An 18015-nucleotide genomic window follows, 5' to 3' on the forward strand; every position below is an offset into this window, starting at 1 on the left:
CGGAGGCGGGAATCCAGACAAGCAGGTCTATCGATAGAAGCGCAATCGTCAGAGGTTCTGGATTCCCGCCTCCGTGGGAATGACGGGCGATTACTGTTGTCCTGCACGTCAGCTCGGACCGCTTGAGGATCTGAATGTCGGTCCCCCTCGGTCATTCCCGCGCAGGCCGGAATGACGGGCTTTGCCGGCGGGGGTGGAGCTCCGGCATCGTCTCGCCGACGTTCGTGCCGCGCTGGTTCCGATGACCAGCGCCGCCGTCATTCCACCGTGAACGCCCGAAACGGCGACCCCTTCTTGATCGGCATCGGCACCAACCAGTCGAACGTCTCGCCGCGCGCCAACCGGGCGTAGAAGCCGTTCGGCGCCTTTGCCTTGTAATTGGTCGATTCCGCCATGTCGGGGCACACCAGCAACATGGTCGCGTCGTGGCGTTTCATGATCGCGTGCGCCTGTTCAGGCGAGCCCATGAAGGCGTGGTGGACGTCGAGGATCGCGTCGCCGTTGCGGTGGTATGGGCCGGCGATCGCACTGTGATGCGTCAGCGTGATGAGACGCGGGCCGAGGTCGACGAAGGTGAACATCGTCTGCGCGGGGAAGCGGTCGAGCGGCTGCATCGCGGGCAGCGTCAGGCAGCGGCCGGTCGCCTTGTTGACGCGGCGGACGTACTTGCTCGGCTGGTCGATCTTGAAGCGATCGATGACGATCGACGTGACGCTGCCGGACACCAGCACGAAAAGCGCGGCGGCCGCCAGCATCTTGGCGAACCACCAACGCGGGGCGAGCAGCCACGGCACCGCGAGCCACGCCAGCGCCACCGCGCCGGGAATCGCGAGCAACTGCGCCGCCGGACCGGCGCGCGCCTGCCACAGCAGCATCAGCGCGGCGAAGGTGCCGAACAGCGCGACGCATGCCCAGCCGCGCAAGGACGGCTGCCGCCGCGCCCGCCATGTCGCCAGGAGCGCGCCGATCAGCCCGATCAGCGGCAGCGTGACGATCGGCAACGCGACGCGTAGCGGATGTCGATAGATCGGCTTGGCCTCGCGCACCTGCGACAGCCAGCTGGTGTAAAGTTCGTCCGACACCTGCTCCGGCCGGCCGAGGCATTGCGGGAAGGCGGTGGCGAAGAAGCCCGCGACCAGCACTCCCGCCACCAGCGCCAGCACCAGTCGCACCGCCGGCTTGCGCGGCGACAGGAACGCCAGCGCCAGCAGCAGCCCGCCCGCGAGCAGCACGGTCGCGGCATAGACCGGCGTCAGCGCGTCGCAGCGATAGACGCGATTGGCATAGGACGCGAACCCGGCGAAACCCGCCGCCGTGCCGCCCGCCAGCGTCAGCGCATAGAGTGCCAGCCGCTCGCGCTCGGCCGGGTCCCAGATCCACGCCAGCGCGATGATCGCCCCTGCCATCGCGGCATAGGGCAGCATCTCCAGCCCGATCGTCAGCGACACGGCGGTCGCGATCCCGACCAGCGCGCCGCCGCGCCGCCGCGATGGATCGCACAGCCCGGCGACCGTCACTGCCAGCATCGCGAGTTGCCAGCCGTGATGGTCGATGCGGTCGGGCATGAACATCGCCAGCGTGTTGTTCGCGTTGACGAAGATCGCGATGCCCAGCGGCCAGATCAGTGGATGGACCAGCCGCCTGAGCGTCGCGCTCATCGCGACGAGCGCGATCGCCATCGGCAGCAGCGGCGCGATCCCGCACGCCAGCCGCTCCGCCTCCGCCACGCCGACGAACGGACGCAGCAGCACGATCAGCCCGGCGATCGGCAGGTCCACCAGCCGCGACCAGTGGATGTCGAACCCGCCGGGCGGATTGAGCCGGTAGTTGCGCAGGTCGAACCAGCCCTGCCCGTCGAGCAGGGCGCGGACCTGCATCAGCCGCATATTGTCGTCGGTATCGCCCAGCGACAGCCAGTGGATCGCCGCCCACCGTTGCCACACGTACCAGATCGCGATGCTCAGCCACGCGAGAAGCGTCAGCCGCAACCAGTGACGGTCCAGCACGCGCACGGCCTTGTCCAGCGTGGCGGGCGGCAGCGGATGATCGATCAACACAAGTCCTTAGCACCGCGCGCGAGGGGCGGGAGTTCCGTCGCGCGGTGTTTAGGTGCGGGCAGGGGCAAGGGCAACAAGCGGCATCAGAAACGCACCGTCAGCGCCTCGTTCACGGCGACTGCCGACCAGCGCGTGGTCAGATCGTCCAGCCGGGCGCGGATCGCCTCGACGGCCTCGGTCGTGACCGGTGAGGCGGTGTGACCGCGGGCGGCGCAGGCGTGTTCGTAGGTCGCGATCAGATCCAGCGCCGGCACGCGACCGCCCCATAGCTCCGCCTGGAACGCTTCGACCAGCCGTTCGATCGCTTCCTCGCCATCGCCTCCCCGGGTGGCGTAATCGGCGGATTGGCCGTCCCTCACCAACGACAGGAAGCCCGATTGCGGGACCAGCATGCTTTCGACCGCGTAATGCACCATGTCGTGCGGGATGATCCCCTGCTTCGGACAGGCGATCGTCTCGTCCGCCGCGCCTGCACGCCGGAGGATGAGGTCGTCGTACTTGCCGCCGCGTTTGGTGAAGATCAGTTCCATCCGGCCGACCTAGCGGGCGGATGACGCGGGGTCATCCTGCGAACGCCGCCCATTGCCACCATCGGTCTGCGCGCCTAGTCGGTCAGCGCAGGTGGTGAGAGCGTGGCGACGGTGCAGGCGAGCGTTAAGGCGGATCATTGGCGTGAGCTGTTCTGGCAGCTCGTGCGCTTCGGGCTGACCGGGGGGGCGGCGACCGCGCTCTATGCGATCATCTACTGGCCGCTCGCGACCTATGGTCAGGAGCGCTGGCCGCTGGCGCAACGCAGCACGTGGCCGCTGATCGCGAACGTGCTCGGCTATCTTGCCGCGATGCTGTCGGGCTATGTCATGCACAGCCGCTGGAGTTTCCGCGGCGTGGGGGAGCGCGACAATCTGGCGCGGACAGGCGGGCGGTTCTTCATCGTCTCGCTGGTCAGTTTCGGGATGAACACGTTCTTCGTCTGGCTGCTGACCGGGCCGCTGCATGGTGCGACCTGGTGGCCGCTGGTGCCGATCCTGTTCGTGACGCCGCTGGTCACGTTCGCGCTCAATCGTTTCTGGGTCTTCGCTTGAACAAGGTTGCTGGTTGATGGATCGCCGCGTCTATGATCGCATGGCGGAGCATGACTCCACCCATTGGTGGTATCGTGCGCGCCGCGATATCCTGGCCGATTACCTGACGCGCGAAGGGCGGCTGCCCGAGAAGGCGCGTATTCTGGAGATCGGGTGCGGTACCGGGCACAACCTGCCGATGCTGGCGGCGTTCGGCGACGTGGACGCGATCGAGATCGATCCCGCCGCGCGCGCGATCGCCGGGCAGCGGCTCGGCAAGCCGGTCGGCGATGCGCCGCTTCCCGAGTTGCCGGGTGTGCCACGCGGACATTACGACTTGATCGCGGTGCTGGATGTCGTCGAGCATATCGAGGATGACGTGGCGGCGCTCGCCGCCATGCGCGAATGCCTGGCACCGGGCGGCAAGATCCTGATCGCGGTGCCCGCGCACCAGTGGATGTGGAGCGCGCATGACGTCGTGAACCACCACCACCGTCGCTATTCCAAGAAGACGCTGCTGGCGGCGATCCGCAAGGCGGGGCTGACGGAGCGCGGGCTGACCTATTTCAACTCACTGCTGTTCCCGCTGGCGGCGGCGGCGCGGGTTGCGGGGCGGCTGACCGGGCGAGACGACAGCGATGATTCGCCGCCTGCCGCGCCACTCAACGCGGTGTTCGAGCGGATCTTTCGCATGGAGCGGCATCTGGTCGGGCGCGTGCCGATGCCGACCGGCGTGTCGATCCTGACGCTGGCGGAGCCGCGCTGACCTGATCATCACCCCGGCGGACGCTGGGATCTGGTGCGGCAGCGCGATACAAGCGCCGCCAGAAGCTCCAGCTGAATGACGCGGGCCAGCTACTCCCCGATCACGTGCAGCGCCAGCGTGCGGCGATGCGGCGCGGTGCGATGCTCGAACAGGTACATGCCCTGCCATGTGCCGAGTACCATCCGCCCGTCCTGCACCGGGATCGACAGCGACACGTCGGTCAGCGCGGTCTTCAGGTGCGCGGGCATGTCGTCAGGCCCCTCATCGTCGTGCTCGTAGCTCCGGCTCTCGGGCGCGAGCGTACTGAAATAGCGTTCGAGATCGCGGCGCACCGCCGGCGCGGCATTCTCGTTGATCGTCAGAGAGGCGGAGGTGTGGCGGCAGAACACCGTCAGCAGGCCGTTAACGATCCGCTGTTCGTCCAGCCACGTCGCGACCTCGCGCGTGATCTCGACCAGTCCTTGCCCACGCGTCCCGATCGTCAGGCTGCCATGCGCCTGCCGCATCAGAACAGCCGGCCGCCATCGGGAACGGGGACGCCGGGGTGGATCAGCACCACCTTTCCCTCGGAATCCGGAAAGCCGAGCGTCAGCACCTGCGACATGAATTTGCCGATCTGGCGCGGCGGGAAATTGACGACCGCCGCCACCTGTCGTCCGATCAGCCCGGCACAGTCATAATGTTCGGTGATCTGTGCCGAAGAGCGCTTGAGCCCGATCGTCGCGCCGAAATCGATCGTCAGCTTGAAGGCCGGCTTGCGCGCTTCCGGGAACGGCTCCGCGGCGACGATCGTGCCCACCCGCACGTCCACCGCCAGGAAGTCGTCGAACCCGATGTCGGGAGCGGGCGGGGCGGCGGGATCGTGGGTGGCGTGCATCAGAAGTCCGGGTTCTCGTAATAGCTGGGCGGCTCGATCCCGCTGATCCGTTCGGCCAGCAGCGGGCGGAAGCTGCGGCGGCTCTTGAAGGCGGAATACCACGCTTTCGTCAGCGCATGACCTGCCCAGTCGATCCCGCCGAGATAATCGGCGACCGAAATCTGCGCGGCCGCCGCGAGATCGGCGAGGCTGATCGTCGATCCGGCGATCCATTTGCGATGGTCGAGCAGAAAGTCGATATAATCGAGATGGCCGACCGCGGACTTCATCGCCTCCCGCAGCCGCGACGCATCGGGAGCCATGCGGTGCGCGATGCGCTTGATCATGCGTTCGTCGAGCAGCGGCTGGGTGACGTCGCGGTAGAAATGCGTGTCGAACCACGCCACCAGCCGCCGGATTTCGGCGCGGTTGGCGGCGGTGCCGTTGATCATTGCCACCCGCTCGACCGTTTCCTCGAAATATTCGCAGATCGCCATCGAATCGACCAGCACCACGCCGCGCTCATTGTCGGTCATCACCGGGGTCTGCCCGGCGGGGTTCATGTCGATGAAGGCGTCGCGCCGCTCCCACGGGTTCTCGCGCATGAGCTGATAGCCCACGTCCTTCTCGTTGAGGAGCGTGCGGACCTTGCGCGTGAACGGACACAGCGGGAACTGATAGAGCTGCCACATACAGTCGCGCTGTTAGGCGCAATCGGGGGCCGGGGGGAAGCGGCTTCGTCGGTACGGTAGAAAAGCGCGGTCGCTCAGCTTCGCGGGCGGCGGCGCGGCACCGCGTCGGACTGACGGCGGACCAGCTGATAGTCGACCACGACGTGCGGCTGGTCCTGCCCCGCATTGCCGGCACGACGTTGGCGTATCTCGCGCAGCAACAGGTCGACGGCCGTGCGCGCCATGTCGCCGACCGGCTGGCGGATCGTGGTCAGTTCCGGCCAGACCGTGGTGGCGAGCGCGGAATCGTCGAAGCCGCACACCGTCAGGTCGCCGGGCACGTCCAGCCCGCGCCGGTGCGCGACCGCGACGGTCGCGGCGGCCATGTCGTCGTTGCTGGCGAAGATCGCGGTCGGCGCCGCGTCGAGGTCGAGCAATCGCTCCGCCGCGTCGAGGCCGGAGCGATAGCTGAAGGTACCGTCGGCGATCAGCGCCGGATCCTGTTCCAGCCCCACGTCGGTCAGCGCACCGCGATAGCCATCCAGCCGCTCGCGGCTGGCGCTCTGATTCGCCGCGCCGCTGATGAAGCCGATCCGCACATGGCCGAGGGCAGCGAGGTGGCGGGTCATCTCATACGCGGCCTTGCGATCGTCGATGCTGACCGACAAGGCCCAGTCGGGCGCGCGGCCGGTCGACACGGCGACCACCGGAATGTCGCGCTCGCGCAGTTCCGCCATCACCTTTTCGGCGTCGCCGAGCGGCGGGGGCAGCAGCAGCCCGTCGATCCGACCGTGCAGCAGGTGGCCGATCGCCGCGCTTTCGGCCCCTTCCGCGCATTGCTCGACCAGGATCTGGCAATTCTGGCGGCTGCCCTGGTCGAGGCAACCGACCAGGAACTCGCTGAAGTAGAACAGGCTGGTGCTGGTGTGGAGGACGCCGATCCGCAACTCCTCGCCCCCCGCCAGCATCCGCGCGGCGGCGGAAGGCGCGTAGCGAAGTGCCGCGATCGCCTCCTCGACGCGTTCGCGGGTCGAGGGGCGGACGCTACCCTCGCCATTGATGACGCGGCTGACGGTCATTGGCGAGACACCGGCGCGTGCGGCGACGTCGCTGATCGTCGGCGCGTTGCGCTGGCGGCGCGAGCCGCGGGGTTCGATCATGCCGGTTGTCCCATCCTCCGTCCCTTGGCGTTCCGCGGGCGTTCCGGCAAGCGCGCCGTCAATCGTGATGGCCCGGAACGTAGTTGAACCGCACGGCCTTGTACCAGGTGAGATCATGCTCGGGCGCCGCGACACTGGCGGGGAGCGGCCGGCCGTTGAGCGACATCCAATAGGTCAGGCTGGCGTCGCGCCACCAGCGCGCCTCCCGCTCCTGCACCGCCAGGTAGGTCGCGGTCTTCTGCCAGCGTTCGGTATCGACCAGCGTGCGCACGCCGTCCCATTGGCTGCGCATGTTGCCGACATAGGCGACGCCGCGATCGTAATGCGCGACAAGATCCTCCCACAATGTTCTGCCTGATGGCATTTTCCGGTCCCACGCGACATGGTGGAACCACAGCAACTCCCGCTCGGGTGTGGTTCCGGGATCGGCAAGCCGCTTCGCGATCGGCGATGCATATTGAGCGATCGCGTCGCTGCCGCTCTTCGTCCGGTCGAAACCGATGCCCTGCCTGTCCGCCTTGTGATAATAGGCCGGGTTCCATTCGGGGCGCTTGAGATCGTCGACCCACGGCCCCGGTCCGTAATGATGGCCGGTCGCCATCAGGTGCGCGAGACCGAGCGGGCCGGTGTAATCGACCACCGCTTCGCGCGATCCCATCATCATCGTCACGGCGGTGTCGACCACGCGGGCGTCGGTGCCGAAGGTCTGCTGCGCCCATTCGCGTGCGATCGGCTCGGCGGTCAGCGTCGGATCCCAGGCCATGCGGCCGAAGACGTACCAATTTGCCTGATTGAAGGTCGAGCCGGACCAGTCGCGATCGCGCCCGATGTTGGCGACCCCGGCCATCCCGGTCAGCCGGTGCCCTTCGCTGCTGCCGTCCACCACGGTCGCGACGGTTTCCTTGCCGCGCCCGGTGGCCGAGGCCAGCGTCTCCTGGAACAGCGGCCCGAGATAGGCCAGGTGGGTCGCGAAGCCGAGATACTCCTTGGTGATCTGGAATTCCATCATCAGCGGCGTCTTCGGCATCGCGCCGAACAGCGGATGGAACGGCTCGCGCGGCTGGAAATCGATCGCGCCGTTCTTCACCTGCACCAGCACATTGTCGGCGAAGGTGCCGTCGAGCGGCTTGAACTCGGTATACGCCTGTTTCGCGCGGTCGCTGGGGTCGGTGTCGGCATAGACGAAGGCGCGCCACATCACGATCCCACCATGCGGCTTCACCGCCGCCGCCAGCATGTTCGCGCCGTCCGCGTGGCTGGCGCCATAATCGCGCGGGCCGGGCTGGCCCTCGCTGTTCGCCTTCACCAGGAAGCCGCCGAAATCGGGGATCGCGCGGTAGATCTCGTCGGCCTTCGCCTTCCACCATGCCGCGACTTGGCGATCGCGCGGGTCGGCGGTCTTGAGCCCGCCCAGCTCGATCGGCGCGGAGAAGCGCGCCGACAGATAGACCTTGATCCCCCACGGGCGGAACACGTCGGCCAGCGCCGCCGCCTTGGCGATGTACCGCGGGGTCAGGCTGTCGGCCTTGGCATTCACGTTGTTGAGGACGGTGCCGTTGATGCCGATCGAGGCATTGGCGCGCGCATAATCGGTGTAGCGCGGGTCGATCCGGTCGAGGAGCGTCCACCAGTCCCACAGCGAGTCGCCCGCATAGCCGCGCTCGACCGTCTCATCGAGATTGTCCCAATGGTTGAGGACCCGCAGCTTCACCTTCGGCGCGCTGGTCAGCGTGGCAGTGGCGAGCGTGCCGCCGGTGGCGAGGTGGCGCAGCAGCGCGAACGCGCCGTAGAGCGCGCCGCGATCGCTGTTCCCAGCGACCAGTACGGTGGGCTGACCGTTCAGGGTAACGGGCCGGATCAGATAACCTTCGTCGCCGAGCGGCGCGAACGGCAGCTTGAGCGCGGCGACCGCCGGATCGGCGCTGGTCGCGAGGGTGACGTTCGCACCGGCCGGTAATGAAGCGGCAAGCTCGTGCCTGGCGAGCGCCAGCGTTCGGGTGTCGCCGCGCAGCGTGATGGTCGCGGCGGCGGGCGTCGCGACGGCGGCACGAAGCCAGAGACGATAGCCATCCTCGGCGTGCGCCGCGCCCGCCAGCAATAGCGCGAGCGCGCCCAGAATTTTCGAACCAGCCCGCATCGACACCGCTCCTGATAACCTCGGCGGCATTGACAACACCGCTTCTGCCCGGTCATGGTAACGCTATCAGTTTGGATGGCAAGCCTCGGCGAACGATCGGGGCACCCGCTGGAACAAGAGGATCGCGCGTGACCGCCACTCATACACCCACCGCGGTTTTCGCCTGCCGCGACCTGTCGCGCTGGCGCACGGGGACGACGGCGTCGTCGATTTCGGCCACCGCCGGCACCGGGCGCTTCACGCTGCGGCCGGAGGCGTTCCGGACGTGCGACGTCGCCATGCGCGACGTGCCACTCCTCACGCCCGACATCGCCTGAGAGAGACCATGCCCATCATCACCGACGCGCGGGTCATCATCACCTCGCCGGGACGCAATTTCGTCACCCTGAAGATCACCTGCGACGACGGGACGACCGGGGTCGGCGATGCGACGCTGAACGGGCGCGAGCTCGCGGTTGCGGCCTATCTGTCGGAGCATGTCGTGCCGTGCCTGATCGGGCGCGACGCGCACCGGATCGAGGATATCTGGCAGTATCTCTATAAGGGCGCGTACTGGCGGCGCGGGCCGGTGACGATGACCGCGATTGCGGGCGTCGACATGGCGCTGTGGGATATCAAGGGGAAGGTCGCCGGGCTGCCGGTGTATCAGTTGCTGGGTGGCGCGTCGCGCGAGGCGTGCATGGTCTATGCCCATGCCAACGGCACGACGATCGAGGACACGATCAAGGTCGCGTTGGCCGAGCGCGACAAGGGGTACAAGGCGATCCGGCTGCAATGCGGGGTGCCGGGGCTGGCCTCCACCTATGGCGTCGCCAAGCCGGGGCAGCGGTACGAGCCGGCCGATGCCGCGCTGCCGAGCGAGTCGGTCTGGTCGACCGAAAAGTATCTGCGCGTCGTGCCGGAATTGTTCGCGGCGGCGCGCGAGGCGCTGGGGCCGGACGTGCACCTGCTTCACGACGTTCACCACCGGCTGACTCCGATCGAGGCGGGGCGGCTGGGCAAGGATCTGGAGCCGTATCGCCCGTTTTGGATCGAGGACCCGACGCCGGCCGAGGATCAGGAGGCGTTCCGGCTGATCCGCGAGCATACCACGACGCCGATCGCGGTCGGCGAGGTGTTCAACTCGATCTGGGACTGCAAGGCGCTGATCGAGAACCGCTGGATCGATTATATCCGCGCGACGATCGTCCATGCCGGGGGAATCACGCATCTGCGCCGGATCGCGGCGCTGGCGGAATTGTATCAGGTGCGGACCGGTTGCCACGGCGCGACCGATCTGTCGCCGGTGACGATGGCGGCGGCGCTGCATTTCGGGCTGTCGGTGCCGAACTTCGGCGTACAGGAGCATATGCCGCACACCGACGAAACCGACGCGGTATTCCCGCATGAATATCGGTTCGAAGACGGCATGATGCATCCGGGGGATGCGCCTGGACTGGGCGTCGATATCGATGAGGCTCTGGCCGCGGGGTATGAATACAGGCGCGCCTACCTGCCCGTGAACCGGCTGGAGGACGGGACCTTGTGGAATTGGTGAGGGTGGCGATGGCTACCACCCCGGCGAACGCCGGGGTCCAGTTTCGGGCGGTGCGCGAGATGCGGGAAGGTTTCCCAACTGGGCCCCGGCGTTCGCCGGGGTGGTTGGTGGATGAAGGGCGAGGGGCATGAGCGACTTCACCGAGGCGGCGCAGCAGGCGCCCGAGACTGCCGCCCATGCGGTCCCGCGTCCGCGCGGCCGTACCCGCTGGGTGATCTGCGCCTTGCTGTTCGCCGCCGTCGTGCTGTCGTACATCGACCGGCTGGTGCTGGGCGTGCTCAAGCCGCAGCTGACGGAATTGTATCACTGGACCAACGCCGGCTACGGCGACGTCACCGGCTATTTCCAGGTCTTCTACGGAATCGGCTTCCTGCTGTTCGGGTGGCTGATCGACCGGATCGGGCCGAAATACGGCTATCTGCTGGCGATGGGGAGCTGGACGATCGGGCACTTCGCGCAGACGTTGGTGACCTCCACGACCGGCTTCGTGATCGCGCGTATCCCGCTCGCCTTCGGTGAGGCGGGGACGTACCCCTCCGCACTGGCCGCCGCATCGCAATGGTTCCCCAAGAAGGAGCGCGCACTCGCGATCGGGATCTTCAATGCCGGGGCCAATGTCGGCGCGGTCGTCACCCCGCTGCTGATCGGGTTCATCGTCGCCGGGCTGCTGCTCGACTGGCGCTGGGCCTTCATCATCACCGGGCTGTTCAACCTCGTGTGGCTGTTCGCCTGGTGGCGGCTGTACCACAAGCCCGCCGACCACCCGACGCTGACCAGCGAGGAGCGCGGCTGGATCGAGGCCGAGCCGCAGCAGGATGTCGGGCGTGCGGGGTTCCTGCAGGTGCTGCGCCATCGCGAGGCGTGGGCGTATATGGCGGGGCGCTTCCTGATCGATCCGGTGTGGTGGACGTTCCTGTTCTGGCTGCCGGATTTCTTCAACAAGACCTATGGTTACGACCTGAAGAGCTTCGGCCCGCCGCTGGTCGCGATCTATATCCTGGCCGATCTCGGCGCGATCGCGGGCGGCTGGTATTCGTCGCATCTGCTTAAGCGTGGCGTGGCCACCGGGCGCGCGCGCAAGCAGGCGATGTTCGCGTGCGCGCTGTTCGCGTTGCCGGTGATGTTTGCCGGCTCGGCGAGCAACATCTGGATCGCGGTGATGCTGATCGGGCTCGCGTGTGCGGCGCATCAGGGCTTCTCGACCAATTTGTTCGCGCTACCGGGCGACCAGTTCCCGCGGTTCGGCCAGGGTACGTTGATCGGGCTGGGCGGGTTCGCGGGTGCGGTCGGCGGGTTCATCGCGTCCAAGTCGCTGGGACTGCTGCTCGACAGCGTCGGTAGTTATGGCCCGTTTTTCGTGGCTTGCGGGATCGCCTATCTCGTGGCGCTGCTCGTGTTCCACCTCCTCAATCCTCGATACCGCGACGTCGCCCTGCGCGCGGGCACCTGAACGGGGTCGTCGCCGTCCATGTGGCTTGACCTGTCATGTCAACTGGCCTAACCACCTGTTGATAGCGTTACCATCGCAAGCAGAACCGCCGGAAGAAGCGGGAGAACAGTTCATGGAGAGGATCATGCGTACCATCGTTCGTCGTTCCGCGGTTCGCGCCGCGCTGCTCAGCGCCGTTGCCGCGACCGGACTGACCGCCGCCCCGGCTGTCGCCCAGACCCAGCCGACCGGCCCCGGCGGGCAGGTGCCATCCCCCGCGACCCAGGTCGACACCGCCGCGAACCCGGATGCGCAGGTGCCCCAGAGCGCCGTGCAGAGCATCGAGGATGCGACCGACTCGTCGCAGCCCGCACAGGACATCGTGGTCACCGGCATCCGCGCCTCGCTCCAGAGCGCGACCAATGCGAAGCGCAACTCGGTCGGTTTCGGCGACTCGATCTTCGCCGAGGATATCGGCAAGCTGCCCGCCACCAACCTTGCCGAGACGCTGAACCGTATCCCGGGCGTCCGCCTGAACCGTGACATCAGCGGCGAGGGCACGCAGGTGTCGATCCGTGGTCTCGGGCCCAGCTTCTCCAAGGTGCTGCTGAACGGCACGCAATTCGCGGTCGCCTCGGACGGCGGCACCAACGGCTCGGGCGGCGGTAATCGCGAGGTCGATCTCGACTTCTTCCCGTCGGAGCTGTTCACCCGGCTGGACGTGTTGAAGTCGCCGACCGCCTCGACGCTGGAAGGCGGGATCGCGGGCACGGTGAACCTGCGCAACGCGCGGCCGTTCGACAAGCCGGGCACGCATCTGACGGTCGTCGCGCAGGGCGCCTACAGCGACACCAACGACAAATTCGGTCCGCGCGGTGCGATCGTCGCCAGCCACACGTTCGGCGACACGTTCGGCGTGCTTCTGGGCGTGGCGGGCGTTCGGCAGAAGACGCGGGTCGATGGCTATGACACGATCGGCTTCACCGACGCGAACCTGCCGATCTGCGCCGGCGGCAGCGCCGCGTGCAATCCGGGCGGCAATGGGTTCAGCTTCGCCAGCACCGTGCCGGCGGGCGTCGGGCGCGGGCTTGTGACAGGCGCGCCGATCGATCTGGTCGCCACCTCCGGCCTGCCGCTGTCGCAGCTGGCGACCGCGATCATCCCGCGACTGGGCCGTCCGTCGCTGACCGAGGGCACGCGTGAGCGGATCTCGGTGGTCGGGTCGATGGAATGGCGCCCGTCCGACGCGCTGCACTTCGCGCTCGACGGCATCTACGCCAAGTCGAAGCGCGACTATATCCGCTCCAACATGAACTGGCAGGTCCGCAACTCCGGACCCGGAACCTCGCCGCAGTCGACGGGCGGGATGGTGCCGTTCGATATCAAGGTCGATTCCAACAACGTCGTTACCTCGGGCATCTTCGCCAATTCGTCGTTCTTCTCCGAGAACAGCATTTTCAACCAGGATACCGATTTCTGGAACGTGACGCCCAGCGCGTCGTGGAAGCCGAATGATCGCGTGAAGGTCGACCTGTCGGCGAATTGGGGCAAAAGCACGTTCTTCCGCGAGCAGCCGACCTTCGCGTTTCAGACGCGCCCCAATTCGGGCATCGAGGTCAATTACGACAACAAAAATGGCAATCCGCAGCCGCTGATCACGCCCAACGTCGACCTGGGTGATCCGAACCTTGGCTGGCAATGGTACCGCGTCAACGTCCAGAACGTCCGTCGCAAGACCGAGACGCGCGGCGCGCACCTCGACGTCTATGTCGGCGACGAGACGGTCAACGTGAAGTTCGGCGCGGCCTATGACCAGGCGCAGCGCAGCATCCGCGCCTATGACAACACGAACCCGTTCCAGCTGTCGGTGTGCGGCAATCCGTGCACGGGCAACACCGGCTCGGTCCCGACCGCGTCGTTGGCGCAATATCTGATGCGCTCGCCGATCGACAATTTCGGGCATCTGTCTCGCGGCGGCTTCGGCTTCACCAGCTTCATCATGCCGGATATCGAGGCGCTGAAGCAGGCGACCAACTATGCCTCGTTCCGCGACAGCGCGCCGGAAACGCGCGGGTCGGTGACGGGTGGCGCGACCGGCGACATCGACGAGAAGGTGTTCGGCGGCTATGCCGAGGTCAACGGCGTGTCGGAAGTCTTCGGCCGCGAGCTGCGCGCCAATGCCGGCGTGCGTTATACCTACACCAAGCAGAAGGTTGTCGGGCCGAGCCAGATCGGCACCGCGATCGTCGATATCACCGCCCGTTCCAATTACGAGGAGGTGCTGCCGTCGGCGAACCTGAGCTACGACCTGTTCCGCAACGTCAAGCTGCGCTTTGCGGTGTCGAAGTCGATGACGCGCCCGGATGCCAGCTCGATCCTGCCGGGTGTCACCTTCTCCGATCCGAGCGCGCAGGTGGCCAGCGCGGGCAATCCGGCGCTCCAGCCCTATACCTCGGACAATGTGGATCTGGGTGGCGAGTTCTACACCGGCGGTGCGGGCTATATCGGCGTCGCGCTGTTCCGGAAGAGCATCAACGGCTTCACCGCGACGGTGCAGCAGCAGACGCCGTTCGCCGACCTGAACATCCCCGTCGACGCGTTGCAGGCGACGCAGCGGCAGGCGCTGCTCGATCGCGCGGCGGCGGCGGGCGTCGCGCCGGGGGCGGTGGCGATCACCGTCAACCGGCCGATCAACCTCAACAACCTGGTCATCAAGGGTGTCGAGGGGACATGGAACCAGCCGCTCGACTTCGCGATCAAGGGGCTCGGCTTCCAGGCGAACGGGACGCATATCACGCAAAGCTCGGACACCGGACTGGTCGCGCCGGGCGTGCCGAAATGGGGCTATAACGTTCAGGGCTATTACGAGAATTACGGTCTGTCGCTGAGCCTCAATTATGTCTGGCAGGGCGGCGTGATCGCGGCGAACGCGCCGCAGAACAACCTGAATGTCCCGCTGGAGGCGGATGCGCGCGGGCAGCTCGATCTGTCGGCCGGCTATCAACTGCCGTTCATGGACAAGGCGTTCCGCCTGACGCTCGACGTGCTCAACATCACGAACACGCCGATCCGCACGACCATCGGGTACGATAATGCGACGTACAACGTCTTCTATCCGGGGCGGCAGGTGCTCGTGGGCGTCCGCGCCAGCTTCTAAGGGATCCGGCGCGTCCTTTCCCCCTTTTCGGGCGCGCCGTTGTCTTGGGCCGGTCTTCTTCGGAAGTCCGGCCCATCTTTCTTTTCAAGGGATTGCCCAATGCGCCTTGCCCTGCTGCTCGCCTCCACCGCGCTGATCGCCGCTCCCCCGGCGTCGGCGAAGACAGCTTGTTCGTGGCAGGCGGCCTGGGCGTCGGCGCAGATGGTGCCGGAGGGCAATAACGTGCTGGCGGCGGGGACGCTGGCGGATGCGACGCTCCGGCAGATCGTGCGCCCGTCGATCGGCGGCAAGCGCGTGCGGGTGCGCTTTTCCAACGTGTTCGGGCGCGCGCCGCTGACGATCGATGCGGCCAGCGTCGGCCATGCGGTGCGCAACGACAGCGCGCGGGTGCAGCAGGGGAGCCTGCGCGCGCTGACCTTTGCGGGCGCGAAAGGGGTGACGGTGCCGCCGGGCGCGGAGTGGCTGAGCGATCCGGTCACGCTGCCGGTCGCGGCGTTCGAGAATCTGTCGGTGTCGATGCATCTGCCCGCCGAACCGGACGGCGCGACCTCGCATCCGGGATCGCGCGCGACGTCGTGGATCGCGAAGGGTGAGCGGACCGGGCTGACCGACCTGCCGGGGGCGACCGGGACCGACCATTGGTTCCAATTGTCGGGCGTCGAGGTCGAACGCTGCGCCGCGCCGGGCGGGATCGTCGCGTTCGGCGACTCGATCACCGACGGCTATGGCGTGAAGCCGAACACCAATGCGCGCTGGACCGACGGGCTCGCGCGGCGGCTGGGGGGCACGGTCGCGGTGCTCAACGCCGGGATCGGCGGCAATCGCGTGCTGCTCGACGGGCTGGGGCCGAACGGCATGGCACGGTTCGAGCGCGACGTGCTGGGGCAGGCCGGGGTGCGGCACCTGATCGTGCTGGAGGGCATCAACGACATCGGCGTGCTGACCCGCGAGCGGCCCGCGACGCCCGAGACGCATCGCGCGCTCGTCGCGGGGGTGACGGGCGCCTATGCGCAGATGGTCGCGCGCGCCCGCGCGCATGGCATCATGACGCATATCGCGACGATCATGCCGTTCGCCAGCAACGGTTATTACCATCCGGGGCCGGAAACCGAGGCCGATCGCCAGGCGATCAACGCGTGGATCCGCACCCCCGGCAACGCCGACCACGTCATCGACTTCGACCGTATCATGCGCGATCCGGCGCATCCCGACCGGCTGCTGCCCGCTTTTGACAGCGGCGACGGGCTGCACCCCAGCATCGCGGGGTACAAGGCGATGGCGGACGCGGTGCCGCTGGCGGGATTGCGCTCGCGCTAATTGTCAGACTATATGACGCCTTTCGCTCTGGAGCCTGATCGCATGACCGCCCCCCTAGATCCGACGAAGCTGCGCAGCCGGGCGTGGTTCGACAATCCGGCGAACATCGACATGACGGCGCTGTATCTGGAGCGCTATCTGAACTTCGGTCTGTCGCTGGACGAGTTGCGTTCGGGCAAGCCGATCATCGGGATCGCGCAATCGGGCAGCGACCTTAGCCCGTGCAACCGCCACCATCTGGTGCTGGCGGAGCGGGTGCGCGAGGGCGTGCGCGAGATGGGCGGGATCGTGCTGGAATTCCCGGTGCATCCGATCCAGGAGACGGGCAAGCGCCCGACCGCCGGGCTCGACCGCAACCTGTCGTATCTGGGGCTGGTCGAGGTGCTGTACGGCTATCCGCTCGACGGCGTGGTGCTGACGATCGGGTGTGACAAGACGACCCCGGCGATGCTGATGGCGGCCGCGACGGTGAACATCCCGGCGATCGCCTTGTCGGTGGGGCCGATGCTCAACGGCTGGCACAAGGGCGAGCGGACGGGGTCGGGGACGATCGTCTGGAAGGCGCGGCAGATGCTGGCGGCGGGCGAGATCGACGATGCCGAGTTCATCCGGCTGGTGGCGTCGTCGGCGCCCTCGACCGGCTATTGCAACACGATGGGCACCGCGACGACGATGAACAGCCTCGCCGAGGCGCTCGGCATGTCGCTGCCGGGCTCGGCGGCGATCCCCGCGCCGTATCGCGACCGACAGGAGGTGTCGTACCTGACCGGCAAGCGGATCGTCGAGATGGTCGCCGAGGACCTGAAGCCGTCCGACATCCTGACCAGGGACGCCTTCCACAACGCGATCAAGGTGAACTCCGCGATCGGCGGCTCGACCAACGCGCCGATCCACCTGGCGGCGATCGCACGCCACATCGGCGTCGACCTGCCGATCAAGGATTGGGAGGAGCAGGGCCACAAGGTGCCGCTGCTGGTGAACCTGCAACCGGCGGGCGAGTATCTGGGCGAGGATTATTACCGCGCGGGCGGCGTGCCGGCGGTCGTCAACCAGTTGATGGAACAGGGGTTGATCGCCGAGGACGCGCTGACCGTCAACGGGCGCACGATGGGCGACAATTGTCGGGGCGTGGCGATCGAGGACGAGAAGGTCATCCGTCCTTACGGTGCGCCGCTGAAGGAAGAGGCCGGGTTCATCGTGCTGTCGGGCAATCTGTTCGACGCGGCGGTGATGAAGACCAGCGTGATCTCACCCGAGTTCCGCAATCGTTACCTGTCGAACCCGAACGACCCCGACGCGTTCGAGGGTCCGGCGGTCGTCTTCGACGGGCCGGAGGATTATCACGCGCGGATCGACGATCCGGCGACCGGTATCACGCCCGAGACGCTGCTGTTCATGCGCGGCGCGGGGCCGATCGGCTATCCGGGCGCGGCCGAGGTCGTGAACATGCGCCCGCCGGCGTATCTGATCACCGAGGGCGTCCATGCGCTGCCGTGCATCGGCGACGGGCGGCAGTCGGGGACGAGCGGCTCGCCGTCGATCCTGAACGCCAGCCCCGAGGCGGCGGCGATGGGGGGCTTGGCGCTGCTGAAGACCGGCGACCGGGTGCGCGTCGATCTGGGCAAGGGGACGGCCAACGTGCTGATCTCCGACGCGGAACTGGCCGAACGACGCGCGGCGCTGGAGGCGGCGGGCGGCTATGCATACCCGGCCTCGCAGACGCCGTGGCAGGAGATCCAGCGCTCGGTGGTCGGCCAGATGAGCACCGGCGCGATCCTGGAAGGCGCGGAGAAGTACCAGCGCATCGCGCAGACGATGGGCCTGCCGCGCGACAACCACTGACGGTTGGATTTTCACGCGGAGGCGC

Annotated in this window: 15 protein-coding genes; 8 read left to right on the plus strand and 7 right to left on the minus strand. The window is 67.3% G+C overall.

The window, feature by feature from the left end:
- Positions 1-257: 257 nt before the first annotated feature.
- Together NS334_RS09900 and NS334_RS09905 are read right to left on the minus strand one after the other, a co-directional pair.
- The gene (locus NS334_RS09900) at positions 258-2054 is read right to left on the minus strand and encodes an AcrB/AcrD/AcrF family protein (RefSeq protein ID WP_241491893.1); all 1797 of its coding nucleotides are present in this window, start codon (positions 2052-2054) and stop codon (positions 258-260) included.
- A gap of 86 nt (positions 2055-2140) precedes the next feature.
- The gene (locus NS334_RS09905; RefSeq protein ID WP_058755812.1) at positions 2141-2587 is read right to left on the minus strand and encodes a hypothetical protein; all 447 of its coding nucleotides are present in this window, start codon (positions 2585-2587) and stop codon (positions 2141-2143) included.
- 102 nt (positions 2588-2689) lie between these two features.
- Between NS334_RS09905 and NS334_RS09910 the strand changes: the two genes are divergently transcribed.
- The gene (locus tag NS334_RS09910) at positions 2690-3139 is read left to right on the plus strand and encodes a GtrA family protein (protein ID WP_241491894.1); all 450 of its coding nucleotides are present in this window, start codon (positions 2690-2692) and stop codon (positions 3137-3139) included.
- Between the two features lie 16 nt (positions 3140-3155).
- Positions 3156-3884, plus strand: coding sequence for a class I SAM-dependent methyltransferase (locus NS334_RS09915; RefSeq protein ID WP_058755813.1), 729 nt, complete (start codon positions 3156-3158; stop codon positions 3882-3884).
- 89 nt (positions 3885-3973) lie between these two features.
- Here NS334_RS09915 and NS334_RS09920 read toward each other — a convergent pair whose 3' ends face one another.
- The 5 genes from NS334_RS09920 to NS334_RS09940 all read right to left on the minus strand — a co-directional run bounded on the left by NS334_RS09920 (position 3974) and on the right by NS334_RS09940 (position 8708).
- On the minus strand, positions 3974-4390 hold the full coding sequence (locus NS334_RS09920) for a secondary thiamine-phosphate synthase enzyme YjbQ (RefSeq protein ID WP_058755814.1): 417 nt from the start codon (positions 4388-4390) through the stop codon (positions 3974-3976).
- Positions 4390-4761, minus strand: a complete 372-nt coding sequence (locus tag NS334_RS09925) for a tRNA-binding protein (protein ID WP_058755815.1) — start codon at positions 4759-4761, stop codon at positions 4390-4392. Before NS334_RS09925 ends, NS334_RS09920 begins: the two co-directional genes overlap by 1 nt.
- A complete protein-coding gene (locus NS334_RS09930; protein WP_058755816.1) occupies positions 4761-5432 on the minus strand; it encodes a glutathione S-transferase family protein in 672 nt (223 codons plus the stop codon). Before NS334_RS09930 ends, NS334_RS09925 begins: the two co-directional genes overlap by 1 nt.
- A 74-nt stretch (positions 5433-5506) precedes the next feature.
- Entirely contained in the window at positions 5507-6571 is a 1065-nt protein-coding gene (locus NS334_RS09935) for a LacI family DNA-binding transcriptional regulator (RefSeq protein ID WP_058755817.1), read from the minus strand.
- A 58-nt stretch (positions 6572-6629) separates the two neighbouring features.
- Positions 6630-8708 (minus strand): alpha-glucuronidase family glycosyl hydrolase, encoded by a 2079-nt coding sequence (locus tag NS334_RS09940; RefSeq protein ID WP_058755818.1) that lies wholly within the window; start codon positions 8706-8708, stop codon positions 6630-6632.
- 128 nt (positions 8709-8836) lie between these two features.
- Here NS334_RS09940 and NS334_RS09945 point away from each other — a divergent pair, with 128 nt between their 5' ends.
- From NS334_RS09945 to NS334_RS09970, 6 genes are all read left to right on the plus strand, one after another.
- Complete coding sequence (locus NS334_RS09945; RefSeq protein ID WP_058755819.1) at positions 8837-9025, plus strand: hypothetical protein; 189 nt, start codon at positions 8837-8839, stop codon at positions 9023-9025.
- A gap of 8 nt (positions 9026-9033) precedes the next feature.
- The gene (gene manD, locus NS334_RS09950) at positions 9034-10245 is read left to right on the plus strand and encodes a D-mannonate dehydratase ManD (RefSeq protein ID WP_058755820.1); all 1212 of its coding nucleotides are present in this window, start codon (positions 9034-9036) and stop codon (positions 10243-10245) included.
- A gap of 127 nt (positions 10246-10372) precedes the next feature.
- Complete coding sequence (locus NS334_RS09955; RefSeq protein ID WP_058755821.1) at positions 10373-11695, plus strand: MFS transporter; 1323 nt, start codon at positions 10373-10375, stop codon at positions 11693-11695.
- Between the two features lie 124 nt (positions 11696-11819).
- The gene (locus NS334_RS09960) at positions 11820-14831 is read left to right on the plus strand and encodes a TonB-dependent receptor (RefSeq protein WP_058755822.1); all 3012 of its coding nucleotides are present in this window, start codon (positions 11820-11822) and stop codon (positions 14829-14831) included.
- 99 nt (positions 14832-14930) lie between these two features.
- Positions 14931-16148: an SGNH/GDSL hydrolase family protein gene (locus NS334_RS09965; protein ID WP_058755823.1), complete on the plus strand. Its 1218-nt coding sequence runs from the start codon at positions 14931-14933 to the stop codon at positions 16146-16148.
- Between the two features lie 42 nt (positions 16149-16190).
- Positions 16191-17990 (plus strand): IlvD/Edd family dehydratase, encoded by a 1800-nt coding sequence (locus tag NS334_RS09970; RefSeq protein WP_058755824.1) that lies wholly within the window; start codon positions 16191-16193, stop codon positions 17988-17990.
- Positions 17991-18015 lie beyond the last annotated feature (25 nt).

It is taken from the genome of Sphingomonas endophytica, assembly GCF_001476895.1.
Classification (GTDB): Bacteria; Pseudomonadota; Alphaproteobacteria; order Sphingomonadales; family Sphingomonadaceae; genus Sphingomonas; species Sphingomonas endophytica_A.